Raw genomic sequence first — 19,227 nt, forward strand, 5'->3', positions numbered from 1 at the left:
TGCACAGATGAGATGTCAGGATTGCTCGAATTACGCTTGAATAAACGAAATATTTAATATTTATCATTTTTTTATATTCAGTTATTTTAAAGAAGAGTTAAATTTTGTTAATCCATGATGATAATATCATAATCTGGGTGTACATTTGCAACTTCAAAATGAGAAACTTCGTAGTATATTTTTTAACCGGTCTTTTTCTACTCTTTGTAGTAGAAAGCAGACTTGATGTTAAAACGCTCCGAAACGACTATAACGGTCATGTTTCTCATCATATGCCCAAAAGAGCCAACCGACTGAATCAGACTTTTGAAAAACTCTCCGTTCAGCAGATGGCAGATAATGTAGACAATTCCACTATAGAACTTACCGAAAATGATTTCGAACTGTCTGATGTATGGCAGGCTATTGTTGTTTTTGCAGGAGTTTTCAGTCTTGTCTATATTTTTGGACTAAAAAGCTATAAACTATCAAAACCGGATATTCATGGCTTTGTTCTTGGTTTAGCCAACAAAAGATTTATTCTTATCCGCTCCATTAGAATCTAAAATTTCTCCGTTCCGTTTATTTTCTGCCTGATGACGGGCGGAAATACCTTGCGTTGTGTATGCCGGTAATCATCACACCGTACCCCTTTTATTACCGTTTTTTATTTCTATCAAAACATTAACGATTATATAAACTCTAGAATTATGATAAAAAGAGTTGCTTCGGGAATTGCACTGAGTGCCCTTTTGTTGGCGGTTGGCTGCAATAAGAAAAAAGAAGAAAAAGAAGAAGTTACCGTTTATCCGGTGACGTCCCCTGTGGTCATGGATACCGTAATCAACAAAGAATACGTAGCCCAGATTCAATCTGTAAAAAACATTGAAGTGAGAGCTCAGGAAAAAGGTTTCCTGGAAAAAATCTTTGTAGATGAAGGACAGTACGTACAGGCAGGACAAACATTGTTCCGTATTATGCCTAAATTGTATCAGGCAGAATTATTAAAAGCAAAAGCAGAAGTAGAGCAAGCTTCTATTGAGCTTAAAAACGCAAGTACACTGGCAGGAAACAACATCGTTTCTAAAAATGAAAGAGCGATGGCAAAAGCTAAATTGGACGCTGCCAATGCAGAAATGAAACTGGCTCAGATCCATTTGTCTTTTACTGATATCAAAGCTCCGTTTTCAGGGATTATTAACAGAATTCCACTGAAATTGGGAAGCCTTGTAGATGAAGGCGATTTGTTGACATCGTTATCAGATAACACAAGTATCTACACCTATTTCAACGTTTCAGAACCTGAATATCTGAGCTATCAGACTCATGCTGCAGACAGAGGAAGCAATCAGGTTTCTTTGATTACAGCCAATGGAGAAATGTATACACAAAAAGGAGAAATTCAGACGATTGAAGGAGAATTCGATAACGAAACAGGAAATATTGCTTTCCGTGCGAAATTCCCTAATCCGGACAAACTTCTGAGAAACGGAGAAACCGGAAAAGTGCAGATGTCAATGCCTGTTCACAATGCATTGATCATTCCACAGAAAGCAACCTATGAAATTCAGGATCAGAAATATGTATTTGTCATTGATAAAAATGGAGTAGCAAAATCCAGAAATATTAAAGTTGCCTATGAACTTCAGGATTTGTATGTGGTAGGATCAGGAATTTCAAAAGGAGATCAGATTCTTCTGGAAGGAGTTCAGAAAGTAAAGGATGATCAAAAGGTGAAAACAAAATTCCAGGATCCTAAGAAAGTTCTTCAATCATTGAAATTAAAAGCAGAGTAGTGGTCTTTAAAATGAAGCAGTATGTTTAAGAAATTCATTCGCAGACCAGTTCTGTCTATAGTAATCTCATTGATTATTGTATTTATGGGAATACTGTCATTGGTAAAACTTCCGGTGACACAGTTCCCATCCATCTCTCCACCTAAAGTGAATATCACCGCAGAATATCCCGGAGCTAACAACGAATTGTTGATTAAATCCGTAGTAATCCCCTTAGAAAGAGGATTAAATGGAGTTCCCGGTATGAAATATATGACTTCGGATGCCGGAAATGACGGGGAAGCTTCCATTCAGATTGTATTTGATCTGGGAACGGATCCCAATGTAGCTGCAGTAAACGTTCAGAACCGTGTATCTTCAGTAGTTAATAAGCTTCCGCCTTTGGTAGTGCGTGAAGGGGTAAAGATCACACGTGAAGAACCCAACATGTTGATGTATATTAACCTGTACAGTGATGATCCTAAAGCTGATCAGAAATTCCTTTTCAATTATGCAGATATCAATGTAATGTCTGAATTGAGAAGGGTAAGTGGTGTAGGTTTTGCCGATATCCTGGGAACCCGTGAATATGCAATGCGTATCTGGCTTAAGCCGGACAGGTTAACAGCTTATAATATTTCAGCAGATGAAGTAATGGAATCTCTGAATGAGCAGAGTTTGGAAGCTTCCCCTGGGAAAACAGGTGAAAGTTCAGGAAAACGCTCTCAGTCTTTCGAGTACGTATTAAAATATCCTGGTCGTTTCAATAATGAAAAAGATTACGGAAACATTATTTTAAAAGCAAAACCGAACGGAGAATCTGTAAGACTGAAAGATGTTGCCGATATTGAGTTTGGAAGTTCCATGTATGATATTTATTCCACATTGAACGGAAAACCTTCAGCTGCGATCACCGTAAAACAATCCTATGGATCCAATGCAAGTGACGTTATCAAAAATGTGAAAGCATTGATGAAAGATCTTGAAAAAAATAATTTCCCTAAGGGAATGCATTATGACATCAGTTATGACGTTTCAAGATTCCTGGACGCATCCATGGAAAAAGTAATTCACACTTTATTTGAAGCTTTCGTTTTGGTTGCTATCGTGGTATTCTTATTCCTTGGAGATTGGCGTTCAACCTTGATTCCGGCATTAGCCGTTCCGGTTTCATTGGTAGGAACATTTGCAGTGATGTCAGCCTTTGGAATTACCCTGAATATGATTTCCCTCTTTGCCTTAGTAATGGCGATCGGGGTTGTGGTAGATGACGCGATTGTAGTTATTGAAGCCGTTCACGCCAAGATGGAAGAGAAACATCTTTCTCCATTGAAGGCTACCGAGGAAGCAATGCATGAGATCAGTGGGGCAATTATCGCAATTACACTGGTAATGGCATCGGTGTTCATTCCGATTGCATTTATGTCCGGACCGGTTGGGGTATTCTACCGTCAGTTCTCTATTACAATGGCCTCATCCATTATTTTATCAGGGGTAGTGGCACTTACGCTGACACCAGCATTATGTGCTCTGATCTTAAGAAATAATCATGGAAAAGCGAAGAAGAAAACTCCCATTACTATTTTCCTTGATAAATTCAACAACCTGTTCACGAAAGGAGCTGGCAGATATGAGAAGCTACTGAATAAAACAGTGACAAAAAAGACAATAACATTGCCGTTACTATTAGCATTCTGTGCCTGTACATTCTTCCTGAGTAACTCTTTACCATCAGGATTTATCCCGGCTGAAGATCAGGGGATGATCTATGCCATTATTCAGACACCTCCGGGATCTACATTGGAAAGAACAAACCAGATTGCCAGAGAACTTTTAAGAGAATCTGAAGACATTGATGGAGTACAATCCGTTTCTTCTCTCGCGGGTTATGAGATTTTAACGGAAGGTACCGGGTCAAACTCAGGAACCTGTCTGATCAACCTTAAAAGTTGGGAAGAACGTAAAGAATCCGCCGCTGAAATCATTGAAAAACTTGAGGAAAAAGCGAAAAATATTCCAGGTGCCAATATTGAATTCTTCCAGCCACCATCCGTTCCGGGATATGGAGCAGCAGGAGGTTTCGAACTTCGTTTACTGGATAAAGCGGGAAGTGGAGATTATCATAAAATGGAGCAGGTAAGTAATGACTTTGTGAAGGAGCTTAAGAAACGTCCGGAACTTGGATCAGCATTTACTTTCTATTCTGCGAGTTTCCCGCAATATATGCTTAAGATTGATAATGATCTTGCAGAACAAAAAGGAGTGACCATTGAAAAAGCAATGGATAACCTATCTACATTGATTGGTTCCAACTATGAAACGAGTTTCATCCGTTTTGACAGACCCTATAAGGTAATTGTTCAGGCGGGACCTCAATACCGTGCCTTACCAACTGACCTGCTGAAACTGTATGTTAAAAATGATAAAGATCAGATGGTTCCCTACTCAGACTTTATGAGATTGGAAAAAGTATACGGATTATCAGAGATTACCAGACATAATATGTATAACTCTGCAGAGGTGAGCGGAACTCCGGCACCTGGATATAGTAGTGGACAGGCGATCAAAGCCATTCAGGAAGTTGCGGATAAAACACTTCCAAGAGGTTTTGGTATAGACTGGGCGGGTATTTCCAAAGATGAAGTAAGCCGTGGTAATGAAGCCGTATTTATCTTCCTGGTATGTTTAGGATTTGTTTACCTGATTCTTTCTGCACAGTATGAAAGTTTCATCCTCCCGTTACCGGTTATTTTATCCCTTCCGGTAGGTATTTTCGGAGCATTTTTATGCTTAAAATTATTAGGATTGGAAAACAATATCTATGCACAGGTGGCCATGGTCATGCTTATCGGACTTCTGGGTAAAAATGCCGTGTTGATTGTAGAATTTGCCGTTCAGAAAAAGGCAGAAGAAGGAATCCCCGTAGCCAAAGCGGCTATTGAAGGAGCGGCTATCCGTTTCCGTCCGATTTTGATGACCTCATTTGCCTTCATTGCCGGATTAATTCCATTGGTGATTGCAACGGGGCCGGGAGCAATTGGTAACAGAACCATTGGTACAGCAGCAGCAGGAGGAATGCTAATCGGAACTATTTTCGGATTGATGATTATCCCCGGATTGTATTATATCTTCGGAACCATTGCTGATAAGTCACGATTGGCAAGATATGAAGAAGAGAATCCTTTAACAGAACAAACTGAACCTTATGAACATGATGGAAAATTCGAAGACTAAAAATATAATCACAGCCATTACCTTATCACTTGTACTTGCAAGTTGTAAGGCGCCGATGGCGACTGTTATAAAAGATGAGGTAAAAGAAAATATTCCTCAGAACTTTAATCAGGAAGAGCAGCAGGATGCCAACAATAACAGCGGAACCACACCCTGGAGACAGTTCTTTACGGATCCAAACCTGGTAACTCTTATTGAAACGGCTTTAAAAAATAATCAGGAGCTGCTGATTACTCTTCAGGAGATTGAGATTGCTAAAAGTGGTGTTTTAGCTAAAAAAGGAAGATTAACCCCAACGGTGTCTGCAGGAGTAGGAGCAGGACTGAAAAAATCCGGACGCTATACCAGCGAAGGAGCAGGTGATGCTACCACAGAAATTGAACCGGGAAAGGAAATGCCAGATCCGCTTGGAAATTTTGAAGCAGGATTAAATGCCAGCTGGGAGATTGACATCTGGAAAAAGCTCAGAACGGAAAAAGAATCTGCCGTAGCCCATTATCTTTCTACAGTAGAAGGGAAAAACTTTGTTTTATCTAATCTTATTGAAGAAGTTGCCGATAATTATTATGAATTGCTGGCGCTGGATAATCAATTGGATATTATACAGCAGTATATCAAGCTTCAGCAAAAAGCACTGGAAATTTCTAAAATTCAGAAAGAAGCCGCTGCTGCAACAGAATTGGCGGTGAAGAAATTTGAAGCAGAACTGGCAAAATCCAAAGCGGCAGAATATACCATCCGCCAGCAGATTACTGAGAAAGAAAATGAAATCAATGCTTTGCTGGGAAGATATCCACAGCCGATTGTGAGAACGAAGGAAAACTTTATGTCTACCATTCCTCCGACGGTTTATACCGGAATACCATCTCAGTTATTAGCCAACCGTCCTGATATCAAACAGGCCGAGCTGGAATTAAAAGCTTCAAAACTGGATGTGGAAGCGGCAAGAAAAGAGTTTTATCCTTCCCTGGAAATCTCGGCAACATTAGGCCTGGAGGCTTTCAAACCTTCATACCTTGTTAAAATGCCGGAATCAATAGCTTACAATCTTGTGGGTGAATTAGCAGGACCATTAATTAACAAAAGTGCCATAAAAGCGAATTTTCAGACAGCAGATGCAAAACAGGTTCAGGCATTGTACGAATATGACAAAACGATTTTGAATGCTTATCTGGACGTTGCCAATCTGATGTCAAAGGTTAAAAATATAGATCAGTATTATCAACTGAAATCTCAGGAAACGAAAGCCCTGGATCAGTCTATTGATATTGCCAATCAGTTATTCCGAAATTCAAGAGCAGATTATCTTGAGGTTCTTTTGAACCAAAGAGATGCTTTGGATGCTAAAATGGAACTTATTGAGGCAAAACAGAAACAGCTCAGCACAGTAGTTGACATCTATAAAAGTTTAGGTGGAGGCTGGAAATAAAACATCATAATTCTATCAATAAACAGTTAATGTTTTTTGGAAGGGTCAATTCTTTTGAGTTGGCCCTTTTTTATTTTTAAGCAACATGTTTTGACGCTATGGGTAGGTATTTTTGCATCATAATAATACTAATTGTAATACAATATAAAGGAAATTTGATTATTAATAGTACTATTTACGGAAATCTGCAATATGTTGATTTTCATGTGTTAAAAAGTATTACATTCGTACAGTTTTAATGAACTGATTAATAACTAAAAAACAAAAATACAAGGATGAGAAAACTTTATCTCAGTGCATTCACTTTATGCATAATCCTGGGCGTATCTGCCCAGGAAGTGATGTGGCAAAAAGACATCCAATCTTCTACTCAGGATTTTCTAAGCCAGGTAACAACCACCATCGATCAACAATATCTGATCACAGGAAGCTCTATACAGACAGGAAGCGGGAAGCTGGAGGCTGGAAGTAAGCAGAACAACGGTTACGATTTTCACCTTATCAAACTGAACCAGTAGGGCGAAGAAGTTTGGAAAAAATATTTCTCAGGACAAAGCCATGATTACCTTTCTGCTACTGTTACCACGCAGGATGGAGGCTTTTTACTAGCCGGAACTTCTTATTCAGGAAAAGGTCTGGATAAGAAAGAGGATTCCAAAGGAGGTTCAGATATCTGGTTGATCAGAATTAATGAATTTGGGGATGAATTGTGGCAGAAAACCTTAGGAAGTTCTTCTGATGAAGAAGCCAGAGCTGTTATCCAGACTACCGATTTGGGATTTTTTGTTGCGGGTAATGTACAAAACTCATCAAAAGGATACGGTTCAAAAGACGTATGGATTACCAGGGTTGACAAAGACGGAAAAGAACTTACACAGTTAATTTTAGGCGGAAAAGGTTTGGATGAAGTAGAAAAGATGATTCCAACCAGAGATGGAGGAGCGCTACTTGGGATTTATTCAAGGAGTTCCGAGGTGCGTGTTTCGGGTTCTGAAAAAGATTCCGGGACGCGAGGTGCGGGTTCTATGTCAAACGTTCAAAACCCCAATCCCATATCCCGAATCGCAAAATCAACAGATAATTTCGGTGAAGGCGACTATTGGATAGTAAAACTCGATAAAAACGGAAAAGTGGAATGGGAAAAGAACTTCGGAGGGAAAGGTGATGATCATTTGAGAACGCTGGCATTGACTTCAACTGGCTTTATCATTGGTGGGGAACCCAGATCAGAAAGATCAGGAAATAAAACCGTTGGATTGGAAGAAGGAACAGACTTATGGCTGATTTCCTTGAATGAAAGAGGCGAAGAGCAATGGCAAAAATCTTACAATTTCAAAAATCGTGATATTCTGATGAGTATGAGCGTTCTTCATTCAGCAGATGACAAATCTTCGAAAGGAATTTTGCTAGGTGGCTATACACAGGCTGAAGGAAGAATAGAAACGGATGACGAAACTTTCTGGATGCTTTATATTGATCCAAATGGAAACGAGCAGTGGAGAAAGCATGTAAAAGGAGAATCCAGAAAGAAGGAAGAAAGACTTTCCGATTTAAAGCTGAATAGAGATGGGTCTATTGTTTTAGCTGGAACGAGTGCAGAAGAGTTGGGCAAAGAAAACTGGAAGATCGTAAAGCTGGGAGACAAGCAGGTTGATCAGCTGATTGAAAAATACGATATCAAGATCTATCCAAATCCAGTTTCTGATTATGCTTACGTAGAAATCGGCTTCGATTTTAAGGATGCAGATATTCTGTTGTATGATATGAGCGGAAGACAGCTTCAGAGTGTTAAAACTAAGAATAAAGTGACTAAGATTAATACTCAGGCTTTGGTTCAGGGAGCTTATCTGGTGACGATAAAAACGGATAATAACAAAATGGCGAATGCTAAATTGATTAAGAAATAAACACAGATTATGAAAAAAATAAACTTAAGTGCTTTTCTATTAGCAGCATTTTTAGGGAATTTCAATATTTTAAAGGCACAGGACGGCATTGCATATAAATATATGAATCTTTTTAAACCTACTCCTGAAGTTGCTAAATTAATATCCCATGTAGATTTCCCTGTTGGCCAGACAAGTGGTAGTCTTGATTTAAAAATTCCCTTATATACAATTAAAACCAAAAGCTTGGATGTACCTATTAATCTATTTTATAAAAATCCTGGTTTTCAGGTTAATGAAGAAAGTTCTAATATTGGTTTGGGCTGGGATTTAGACGTAGGAGGTCGCATATACAGACAAGTTAGGGGACAAGTTGACAATCAATCGGGTTTTAGGGCATGGAGGCAGTCAGATCCTAAGATTTTATTTCCGGAGTGCCCGGATATTACTTATGACTTTCTAGATGCATTTGAAGCTTGTAATTTAGATTATAAATATATGTTCGGGATTTTTGGAAGCCCTAGGATTACTTATCAGTTTGATGGTAATTACTATAATTATATGGGAATGGGTATCCCTCTTCCTCAAACACCACAAGGTGGCTGGCCGTTTATGAATGCCAATACAATAGTTCAAGATGCAGAAAGTGAGGCCGATATTTTCTATTATAGATATCCGAAAGGAAGTGGTAAATTTTTTTACGGAGACCAGTTTCAAATTAAAAGTATTCCATTTACAAAAGAAAAGATTACAGAAAATACTATAACAGACACCGAAGGAAATGTTTTCTATTTTAATGATAAAGCAGATGTGATTGATGTTTCAAAAACTAATATGACTAAATATTTTAGTGCTAATAATTATGCACCAGCAGGGTTGCAAAATTGGAATTATTCATATTCATTTTTATTAAGCAAAATAGTTACAAAAACAAATGACGTTATTAATTTTACCTATTCCGATGTGGAATATACAAAGTATGGTCCCACAGTATGGAAGTTTAGAAAAAATGTGAATTCACTTCCCAGTTTTGGAAATGTCTCTTCTAAACCAATAACAGATGCATATTTTGACAATAAAGAGATGACCTATCAAAGAATTAAAACAAAAAAAATAGAAAGTATCTCTGTAAATAACAAAGTTGTTGCTCGATTTATATATTCAGATGTACCTCGTAAAGATCTTTTTTATGAAACAAATTTTTCACCAAAAGCTCTTGTTAAGATTCAAATCTTAGATGATGCAGGTAATACTGTAAATACTATTAATTTTCACCAGTCCTATTTTGGACAGAACAGTTCTGCACAAAGTACTATACAGGAAACCTCGAAATATTATAGATTAAAGCTTGACTCTTTTGAAAATAATGATGCTAAGTATCAGTTTAATTATTTTAATGCAGATAATGATATACTACCAGATAAATCGATTGGTGATAGTAAAGATCACTGGGGTTTTTATAATGGAAAACAAGCTCATTATACCCATTCAATGGCATCAAGCCAAATACTTGAAGAAATAAGCGATACTTATAAATACCCTGATTTGGACAAAACAAAAATTACTGTTTTAAAAGATGTAATATATCCAACCGGAGGAAAAGAATCTTATGAATATGAATTAAATAATGTAAATAGTGCAAATGTGGGAGGATTAAGGATTGCTTCCATCATTAAAAACGATAATACCGGGATCATAAAAAAAAGGATAACGTATGATCATGGATACCTGTATACAGAACCTCAATATGCAAATTATGAGATTGTAAACTCTTATACCGTACAGGCACCATTTCTTCCTAATCTATTTTTATATAATTTTAATGTTTATTCTTCAACTTCCATTAATGATTTGTTGGGATTTAATGGTTATCCTGTTTATTATTCAAAGATTACAGAAGAAAACCTTAATGTGTTAAACCAAAATCTAGGTAAAACTGTAACCGAATATAGTTATTATGAAGATATTATCGGAAATACAGGATATACTCCATCCTATTATATGACCAATGTTTCTTATGATTGGAAAAGAAATCTTCCAATAAAAGTTTCATATTACAGAGCTAATGAAACCTCTCCTTACAAAAAAATAAGTAACCATTATACGTTTTTAGACACTGCCTTTGATTTGGCCGATGTTATTTACCCTGGTCCTGGAGGTGGATTTCCTACATTGCTTAAGCCAAACGAATCTCAGTACACATCTTATAAAATATATATAAGGAGACTGCAAACAGATGTACAAAATATTACCCCAATATGGATGGGCGGAATCCAGGCAAATGCGATGAGTGCACAGTTTGATTTTAGCTTTTCAAGACTAATTTCAGCGCAGTATTTTAAAGATAAAGAAACTGTTGAAGAAACAATAGATGGTAATATTCTTACTACCACTACTGATTTTAAATATGATAATCCGGCAAATGCTCAGCTAACCTCTGAAACTACTACTTTTCCCGACAACAGTATAAAAGAAACAACTTATAAATATGCCCATGAAAAAAACAATCAAAAGCTGATTAATGCCAATATGGTTAGCATTCCATTAGAAACCGTATCGGTTAAAAAACAGAATGTTAATGACACTACTGGAAAAATAATATCTAAGATTGAAACCCGTTATGATGATCCGACCACTTTATTTCCGACATCGGTTATTTCTACTGGACTTCAGGGAACTGCTTCAACCGAAGTAACTTATGATAAATATGACAACAAAGGAAATATTCAGCAATACACCACAAAAGATGGTATTTCAACGGTAATTATTTGGGGCTATAACCAAACCCAGCCTATTGCCAAAATAGAGGGAGCTAAATTATCAGATATCCAGCAGTCATTCATTGATTCCATTATTAATGCTTCTAATACAGATGCTTCTGCTGCAGCTAATAATGATGAAACTTCATTTTTATCTGTACTAAATACCTTTAGAAACAGTTTGCCAAACTATCAGATTACCACCTATACTTATGACCCATTAATTGGAGTAAGAAGCATCACGCCGCCATCCGGAATCAGAGAAAGCTATGTGTATGATTCCGCAAACAGGCTTCAGAAAGTGATCGATGTGAATGGTAAAGTGTTGAAGGAAATGAAATACAACTATAAAAACTAAAACTGATGAAAAAGATAATAATACCAATAGGAGCGTTGCTCTTATCCAATATAGCCTATGCGCAGCTTTCCACGATTTCAAGCAATGAAAACTATATTCAGTCCAAAACGTATCTGGATTATAATGGTACTACAGCTACAAAATCCTCAGAATCTGTACAGTATTTTGACGGGCTGGGAAGACCAAAACAGATTGTTAACATAGCAGCATCACCACTGGGACGTGACGTTGTGACCCATATTGAATATGACCCGTTCGGAAGGCAGGTCAAAGATTATCTTCCTGTTCCCCAGCTTTCTACCAACAATGGAAACTATTATTCAGGGCCATTGGGTGTTTATCCCAACACCTACGGGAATGAAAAGATCTATTCTGAAAAAGTGCTGGAAAACTCACCATTGGACAGGGTTCTGGAACAGAAACAGGTAGGTAATGACTGGAACGGAAAATCTGTAAAGTTCAGCTATGACACCAACGGATTGAATGAAGTCTATCAGTACATTAGTACCACGAGCTGGATAAATGGAGCTACTAAAAGTGCACTGAGCTTATCCTCTGCCACGGTTTATGCCCCAAACCAGCTTTATAAAAACTCTGTCAAAGATGAGGATGGTAATGAAACCATAGAATTTAAAAACGGTAAAGGTCAGGTTGTTTTGGTAAGGAAAGTCATGAGCCCCGCAGAAAATGTGGATACTTATTATGTTTACAATGAATATGACCAGCTGGCTTTTGTCATTCCTCCTCTGGCTGTTCATAAGCCTATTACGGATGATCTTCTCAATACCTTATGCTATCAGTACCATTATGATGGTAGGGGAAGACTGGTGGAAAAAAAGCTTCCCGGAAAAGGCTGGGAGTTTATGGTATATGATAAAGCCGACAGGCTGATGCTTACCCAGGATGCCAATATGAAAGGATCTGGAAAATGGCTGATGACCAAGTATGACCAGTTTGGAAGAGTTGCCTATACAGGAATATTCAGTTCAAATGACAGTAGGGCGACAATACAGGATCAGATCAAGGATTTGGTTATTTATGATGCGCGCCATTCTACAGGTATTGTAAGAAATGGAATGAATATTTATTATACGGCTGTCTATTTTATCCCTGAAAGTATTTTGTCGGTTAATTATTACGACTCTTATCCTGCTTACAGTTTTAATCCGGCCTTCCCTTCAACAATTCAGGGAGAACCTGTATTGACTGAAACTCCTGTAGCTGACGGAAGAAGTACCAAAGGACTACCTGTAATGAGTTTTGTAAAAAACATTGAGGATGACAACTGGACCAGGAACTATACCTATTATGATACGAAGGGAAGAGCTATTGGAAGTCACTCCATTAATCATCTGGGAGGATATACCCACACAGAATCCAAACTGGATTTTGCAGGAATCACGAAACAGACTGTAACAAGGCATAAGAGACTGAGTACGGATACCGAAAGGGTCATCACAGAAACCTTTGATTATGACAGTCAGAACCGCTTGGTTACCCATAAACATAAGATTGATAATAATGCTGAAGAAATCCTGGCTCAGAATACCTATAATGAAATTTCCCAGTTGGAATCAAAAAAAGTGGGAGGAGTTACGGCTTCTTCTCCGCTTCAGCAGATAGACTACAAATACAATATCCGTGGGTGGCTGACCCAGATTAACGATCCAGCCAATTTAGGAAGTGACCTGTTTGGGTATAAGATCAATTATAATAAAGTGGAAGGTTTGGAAATTCCTAATGCGGATTATCCCAATCAAAAAGTAAAACCGAGATACAACGGAAATATTGCAGAAGTATCCTGGAAAACCCTTACAGAAGATAATGAACCGTTAAAAAGATATGGCTACGCATATGATGGTTTAAACAGGCTCACAGGTGGTTTTTATCAGAAAGATACAAATCCTTATGCAAAAGAATACAATGAGCTCCTGGCCTATGATGTCAATGGGAATATTTTGAATTTGGTGAGAACTGAGGGATTGCTTCCCGGAGCAAACACCACTTTAATGATTGATAATCTAAAATATGATTACTCCGGAAACAAGTTGATAAAAGTAACCGATGAGCAGCAAAACCCATCGGGTTATCCTTCCCTTGCAGTACCTGGTCCTATTGAGTATGATAATGGCAATCTCAGCGGGAATGGAAACATGACCAAACATTTGGATAAAGGTATTTCGTCTATTGAATATAATTATCTAAATTTACCAGATAAGATTACCCAAAACTCAAAGGTGACAAGTTATCTTTACAGAGCAGATGGAGTAAAAGTAAAGAAGCTTTTTGGAGATCTGGAGACCCATTATCTGGATGGCTTCCAGTATAAAAGCACTAAACCATCAGAATCATCAGATGGAGGAACAGGCATAGGTGTTATTGGTGATTCTAACGAGGTTGCCGAAATAAAGTTAAGGATTATCCCTACTTCGGAAGGATATTATGATGCCTTATTGAATCAATATATTTATAATTATACAGATCATTTAGGAAATGTAAGATTAAGCTATACAGATACAAATAAAGATGGGGTAATACAACCAAGGCAATACTTTCAGAGCCAATGTGAAAATATTCCATGGGATCCTTTTAATCCACCCAACTGTATCAGCATTTGGAAACCAGGAGAAATTGTAGAAGTAAATAACTATTATCCTTTTGGATTACTGCATAATTATACCGCTACAACGCAGAATGCTTATCAGTACAAGTACAACGGCAAAGAACTCCAAGAGACTGGCCAGTACGACTTTGGTGCCAGATTTTATATGCCAGATGTAGGAAGATGGAGCGTAATTGATCCGTTGGCGGAGAAGTATGTTAATTGGTCTTCATATAACTATACGATGAACAATCCAATTAGGTTTATCGACCCTAATGGAATGGAGGTTATCGAAATTACTGGAGGATATAAATATACAGAACAGGATGCTGTAGATGTTTTTAACTTACTAAAGGCTTCTATGGATTCTAAATCAGGAAAGAGAGAAGGAAGTATAGGAGCAATTACATTTGGTAAGGAAAAAGTTTGGGGAGAGGCAATGAAATTTGCTGTTCCCGAAACTATATTAGCAAATGTTCCAGGTGGAAAAGGACAAGGGGGATATAATGATTTTTATAATGCTTTAAAGAGTATATCTGACCAAAGCCCTAATGGAATAGGGTTTTTAGGAATATTTTCGCATGGAGATAGAGATACAAATCCTAAAAGAAGTACTTACGGTGAAGGTATGATATTTGCAAACGCCAGAACAAATCCAGAAGCAGATAATGTTTATACTTCTGACTTATCTAAATTAGGAAATGCGGTTGATTCAGGTAAGATTAGATTTGCAAATTATTCTACTGTTTATTTGGGTGCTTGTAATGCATCTACAGCATATAAATCTACAAATTTTCCAAATGGTCAATCATTTGCTTTAGAATTTGCCAAAGCCACGAGAAGTTCTTTTGTATGGGGTGCTGCAAATGAACACATGAATGCAGTTAATCCAAATAATCCTTACAATACAAAATTTTATCCTGAACGTGGTGGTACATTGATGATTAACTATTGGCCTAGATGGAGTCCTACAGGTCAAACAGTTAAAGCTAGAGAACAGGTAGTAGATGTAGTAGAACTTTCAAATATTTATAGGAGATAATTATGAAAAACATACAAATTTTAATATTATTCATGTTTTCAGTTGTTTTATATCAATGTCAGAAGAAAGAAATGTATACTGAAAAAAATACAGAAAGACATTCTTCAGAAGATAAAAAAAACAATGATAGCATTATTTTGAATATCAGTAAAGATATTTTTCCAGCAGATGTACATTATATGAAACTTTACAAGTATGATGAGAAAAATGATTGTGAACAAAGTAAGGCAGTTTCAATAATATATAATAAACAGCTTTCAGTATGTTTTGATTATATTAAAATTATTAAGGGAAAAGAGATGGTAGATTTTCTTACAACTGTTAAAAATCCTAAAACATACGGATCGGAAGACGTAGCGTGTTTTAATACAGATTATTCAGTGATACTCTATAATAAAAAAGATGAAGTTATTGGTTATATTAATGTAAGTATCGACTGTAATAAATTAATTTCTAATCCTGAAATTAAAGAAATGGAGTTCTATTCTCAAGGCGGATTAACAAAAGTAGGATTTTCAAAGAAAGGAAAAGAAAAAATCAAGCAGATTTTAGGAATATAAAAGTTATTCTAAGAGTCTCCGAGTTGAAAAAACCACTGCAATCCGCAGTGGTTTTTATCATTTTATTGGAAGTTTTATCTCAAAAAGCCTTACTTATGAAGCAGCTTTTCCAGTCTGCTCATCATTTCATCCTTTTCCTTCAGCATACGCTCGTATAAAGCAATTTTTTCTTCGTGAAGCTGAACAATTTTATCAATAGGATTAATATTTTGAACTTCGATTCTATTATTAAACATTGCATTATCTGAAAATGTACAGGAAATTAGGTTCACAGCCTGTTCCTCATCAAAATTCTGAAAAGCTTCTACAGGAATTTTCAGTACTTCAGATATTTTTTCCAGCAGTTGGTTTTCAATGGTTTCTCTTTGTTCAAGTAAAGAGATCTTTTTTTGGTTCCAGTCGTCGCCCAGATCCAGCGCCAATGCTTCCTGCTTGATGCCAAGCATTTCTCTGAAACGTTTTACATTTCTTCCCTGATGTATTTTGTAGTCCATTCTTTAATCAATTTGTGAAGATTCAAAGATAATACATTCTGTAAAGTAAAGGTGAAAAAATGTCCGGTAAATATTCGCATTGCGGTTACTCTTTTCTTAAAGCATTACGAGCCACACCATAAACGCTCTCTGCTACTTTATGGAAACAGGCTATCTAAGAACGTTTTAATTTCCTAACTTTGTAATATTCAATAACAATCAAAACAAAACTATGTCAATCACCAACGAAGATCAGATGCTGGGAATGCAAAAAGTAAGTGAAGCTGTTGCCTATACATTGAAGAAAATGATGGATTATGCTGAACCCGGCATGACCACAAAAGATCTGGACGAATATGGAGCCCAAATACTGGAAGGTTTCGGAGCAAAATCAGCACCTTATCTGACGTATGGATTTCCAGGCTGGACGTGCATCAGCGTGGATAACGAGTTCTGCCATGGGATTCCAACAGATCAAAGGATTTTGAAAGAAGGCGATCTGATTAATATTGATGTTTCAGCAGAACTGGACGGATATTGGGCAGATAACGGAGGTTCCTTTGTGATTGGAAAAGATATTCACGGACATCAGAAACTGGTGGAGGCATCCAAAGACATTCTGAGAAAGGCGATCAGCAATATTAAAGGCGGTGTCAGAATAGCAGACATAGGTCATTTAATGGAAACCGAAGCGAAGAAAAGAGGTCTTAAAGTCATTAAGAATCTTGCAGGTCACGGAGTAGGGAGAAGCTTACACGAACAGCCTGACGAATTGCTGAACTACAGAAACCGTTATGATTTCAGACGTTTTAAGAAAAACTCTGTCGTGGCTATTGAAACATTTATCTCCACCGATTCCAATATTGCTGTAGAATTAAAAGACGGATGGACTATGGTAGGTAATAAAGGCGGTTACATGGCCCAGCATGAGCATACCATTGTAATTACTGATGGAAAACCTATCATTTTAACCGAAATGAACGAAATCCTGGATTAAAAGAAACCGCAACGGTGCGAAAATCATCATCATCATTTTTAAGAGAAAAGAATGTTATTGGAATTCCCTGCTGAAAATCTTTGATCTTCTTGCACCTTAAATATACATCAGCAGTAAAAACTTTGTGCCTTTGCGTTAAAAACAAACTAACAGCGTTACTATAATCACCAAGCTCCCTCCAATTAACTTGTTGATTGCAGCTCTGTTCCCTTATATTTAGTTGTAAGAATAGAAAGCTGTGCGTTACAATAAAAAAACGCTTCGTTATCTATACTCCGAAAAATCTGCAGTAATATTCCATTGATGAAAAAGCCAGACTTTATATTGTTGGGCATAAAATACTTTGTTATATTTATAGAATAAAATCACTTCACAAACTATTCACTATGAAAAAATTTCTTTTAATCCTTTTGGGAATCGTTGTCATTCTGGCTGCTGTCGTATTAATCAAAACCTACACCTATCCGTTTAAAAAAAATAATATCGGGGCAGGCGAGGGCTGGAAACCCATAAAAAATGATTCTGCAGTGATGAGACTTTCAGGAGGAATAAAAGTACCCACCGTTTCTACAGGAAGTTTGGGTGAATTTGATTATGCACCGTTTGAACAGTTCAAAACCTATTTAAAAACATCTTATCCGTTAGTCTATCAGAATACAGAAAATGTTGAGGTCAACCAATATGGACTGGTGTTCAGACTTAAAGGAAGCAATTCTTCGCTGGAGCCTATTTTATTCCTTTCCCATATGGACGTAGTTCCTCCCGGAGATGCTGATATAAAGAATAATGATCCAAACGTATTCCGTCCGGATGATAAACCTTTAGAACCCGTTTCAAAAGTAGCAGAAGATTGGGAATTTGCCCCCTTTTCAGGAGCTGTTGCCAACGGAAGAATCTACGGAAGAGGTGCTATAGATATGAAGGGAATGCTTTTTTCCTTGATGGAATCCATGAATTCTATGATTAAAAACAAACAGATTCCACAGCGTGATATTTATCTGGCTTTCGGTTTTGATGAAGAAGTAGGCGGAAAGAAAGGAGCGATTCAGATTGCCGATTATTTTAAGAAAAAGGGATTGAAGTTCGATGCGGTCTATGACGAAGGGGGATTGATTATGAGAAAAGGAAATGTAGCCGGAATTGATACAGACGTTGCCGTAGTAGGATGTGCTGAAAAAGGTTTTCTTTCTGCAAAAATCAAAGTAAAAGGGCTGGGTGGACATTCTTCTATGCCTCCTATGGAAAGCGCAATTGGAAAAGCTGCTGTTATCATGCAGCGTCTGGAAGATCACCAGATGAAACCTGTTATTACCCCTTTAATCAAAGAATTTTTTACGAATATCGGAGGTGAAATGCCTTTTGCCACAAGAATGGCACTGGCGAATCAATGGCTTTTAAAACCGGTACTGATTTCTCAGCTTACCAAAAATAATACAACCAATGCTTTGGTTAGAACCACAACAGCTTTAACGATGATGAAAGGAAGTGATGGAACTAACGTCCTTTCTCCAGAAGTGGAATTTGTGGTTAATTTCAGATTACTTCCCGGAAATTCGGTGAAAGATGTAAGAGATCATATTGCTAAATCGACTGAAGGTTTTGATGTTGAGGTAGAAGAAATTGATAATACAAGAGAAGCTTCTGCTATTTCCCCAACCAATACAAGAGCTTTTAAAATGATAGAAGCCGGAGTGAAAGAAATTCATCCAGGAGCCATTGTTACCCCTTATCTTACTATGGCTGGAACCGATGCCGGTAAATATGAAATTGTAAGCAAAAACGTCTACAGGTTCATGCCGATTAAGATCAACAGTGCCGAGCAGCAGAGTATTCACAGTACCAATGAATATCTTAGTATTGAAAACTATCTGAAAATGATCCACTACTTTGAGTACATTATGAAGAATTATGATAAATAAGTGTCAATGGTGAATGGTCAATTCGCTGCGCTTGTGAATTTTATAAGCTCGTATATAATTAAACGTGGTGTTCGCAAAGTTTTTATGATGTTTACTTTTTTTTCGACCGCAGAGGCGTTTCACTCAGCAATGTACACACTAAGGTCTTTGGCTGAACGGAATGTCTTTGCGAACTGATAAATTCTGGATACTAATAAACCTTGCGAACTTTAGC

General features: G+C 37.3%; 12 protein-coding genes. 11 read left to right on the top strand and 1 reads right to left on the bottom strand.

The window, feature by feature from the left end:
• The first annotated feature begins 158 nt into the window (after positions 1 to 158).
• The 9 genes from RHP76_RS19870 (at position 159) to RHP76_RS19910 (ending at position 15,624) form a co-directional block, all read left to right on the top strand.
• Positions 159 to 545 carry a hypothetical protein gene (locus RHP76_RS19870; protein ID WP_216445319.1) on the top strand — a complete coding sequence of 129 codons (387 nt, stop codon included), beginning with the start codon at positions 159 to 161 and terminating at the stop codon, positions 543 to 545.
• Positions 546 to 692: 147 nt separating this feature from the next.
• On the top strand, positions 693 to 1,775 hold the full coding sequence (locus RHP76_RS19875; protein ID WP_047428612.1) for an efflux RND transporter periplasmic adaptor subunit: 1,083 nt from the start codon (positions 693 to 695) through the stop codon (positions 1,773 to 1,775).
• Positions 1,776 to 1,796: 21 nt separating this feature from the next.
• Positions 1,797 to 4,988, top strand: a complete 3,192-nt coding sequence (locus RHP76_RS19880; RefSeq protein ID WP_311228871.1) for an efflux RND transporter permease subunit — start codon at positions 1,797 to 1,799, stop codon at positions 4,986 to 4,988.
• Complete coding sequence (locus RHP76_RS19885) at positions 4,960 to 6,417, top strand: TolC family protein (RefSeq protein WP_202843429.1); 1,458 nt, start codon at positions 4,960 to 4,962, stop codon at positions 6,415 to 6,417. The genes RHP76_RS19880 and RHP76_RS19885 overlap by 29 nt, the downstream gene beginning before the upstream one ends.
• Positions 6,418 to 6,692: 275 nt before the next feature.
• A complete protein-coding gene (locus tag RHP76_RS19890; protein WP_311228872.1) occupies positions 6,693 to 6,935 on the top strand; it encodes a hypothetical protein in 243 nt (80 codons plus the stop codon).
• A 159-nt stretch (positions 6,936 to 7,094) separates the two neighbouring features.
• The gene (locus RHP76_RS19895) at positions 7,095 to 8,324 is read left to right on the top strand and encodes a T9SS type A sorting domain-containing protein (RefSeq protein WP_311228873.1); all 1,230 of its coding nucleotides are present in this window, start codon (positions 7,095 to 7,097) and stop codon (positions 8,322 to 8,324) included.
• Between the two features lie 9 nt (positions 8,325 to 8,333).
• Positions 8,334 to 11,420: an RHS repeat domain-containing protein gene (locus tag RHP76_RS19900; protein ID WP_311228874.1), complete on the top strand. Its 3,087-nt coding sequence runs from the start codon at positions 8,334 to 8,336 to the stop codon at positions 11,418 to 11,420.
• Positions 11,421 to 11,425: 5 nt separating this feature from the next.
• Complete coding sequence (locus RHP76_RS19905) at positions 11,426 to 15,064, top strand: DUF6443 domain-containing protein (protein ID WP_311228875.1); 3,639 nt, start codon at positions 11,426 to 11,428, stop codon at positions 15,062 to 15,064.
• 2 nt (positions 15,065 to 15,066) lie between these two features.
• Positions 15,067 to 15,624: a hypothetical protein gene (locus RHP76_RS19910; RefSeq protein ID WP_311228876.1), complete on the top strand. Its 558-nt coding sequence runs from the start codon at positions 15,067 to 15,069 to the stop codon at positions 15,622 to 15,624.
• 89 nt (positions 15,625 to 15,713) lie between these two features.
• Here RHP76_RS19910 and RHP76_RS19915 read toward each other — a convergent pair whose 3' ends face one another.
• Positions 15,714 to 16,118 (bottom strand): helix-turn-helix domain-containing protein, encoded by a 405-nt coding sequence (locus RHP76_RS19915; RefSeq protein WP_311228877.1) that lies wholly within the window; start codon positions 16,116 to 16,118, stop codon positions 15,714 to 15,716.
• Between the two features lie 211 nt (positions 16,119 to 16,329).
• Between RHP76_RS19915 and map the strand changes: the two genes are divergently transcribed.
• Positions 16,330 to 17,094: a type I methionyl aminopeptidase gene (gene map, locus RHP76_RS19920; RefSeq protein WP_311228878.1), complete on the top strand. Its 765-nt coding sequence runs from the start codon at positions 16,330 to 16,332 to the stop codon at positions 17,092 to 17,094.
• A gap of 386 nt (positions 17,095 to 17,480) precedes the next feature.
• On the top strand, positions 17,481 to 19,013 hold the full coding sequence (locus RHP76_RS19925; RefSeq protein WP_311228879.1) for a M20/M25/M40 family metallo-hydrolase: 1,533 nt from the start codon (positions 17,481 to 17,483) through the stop codon (positions 19,011 to 19,013).
• The last annotated feature ends 214 nt before the right edge of the window (positions 19,014 to 19,227 follow it).

Origin of the sequence: Chryseobacterium sp. SG20098, assembly GCF_031844745.1 — a bacterium.
Taxonomy (GTDB): Bacteria; Bacteroidota; Bacteroidia; order Flavobacteriales; family Weeksellaceae; genus Chryseobacterium; species Chryseobacterium cucumeris.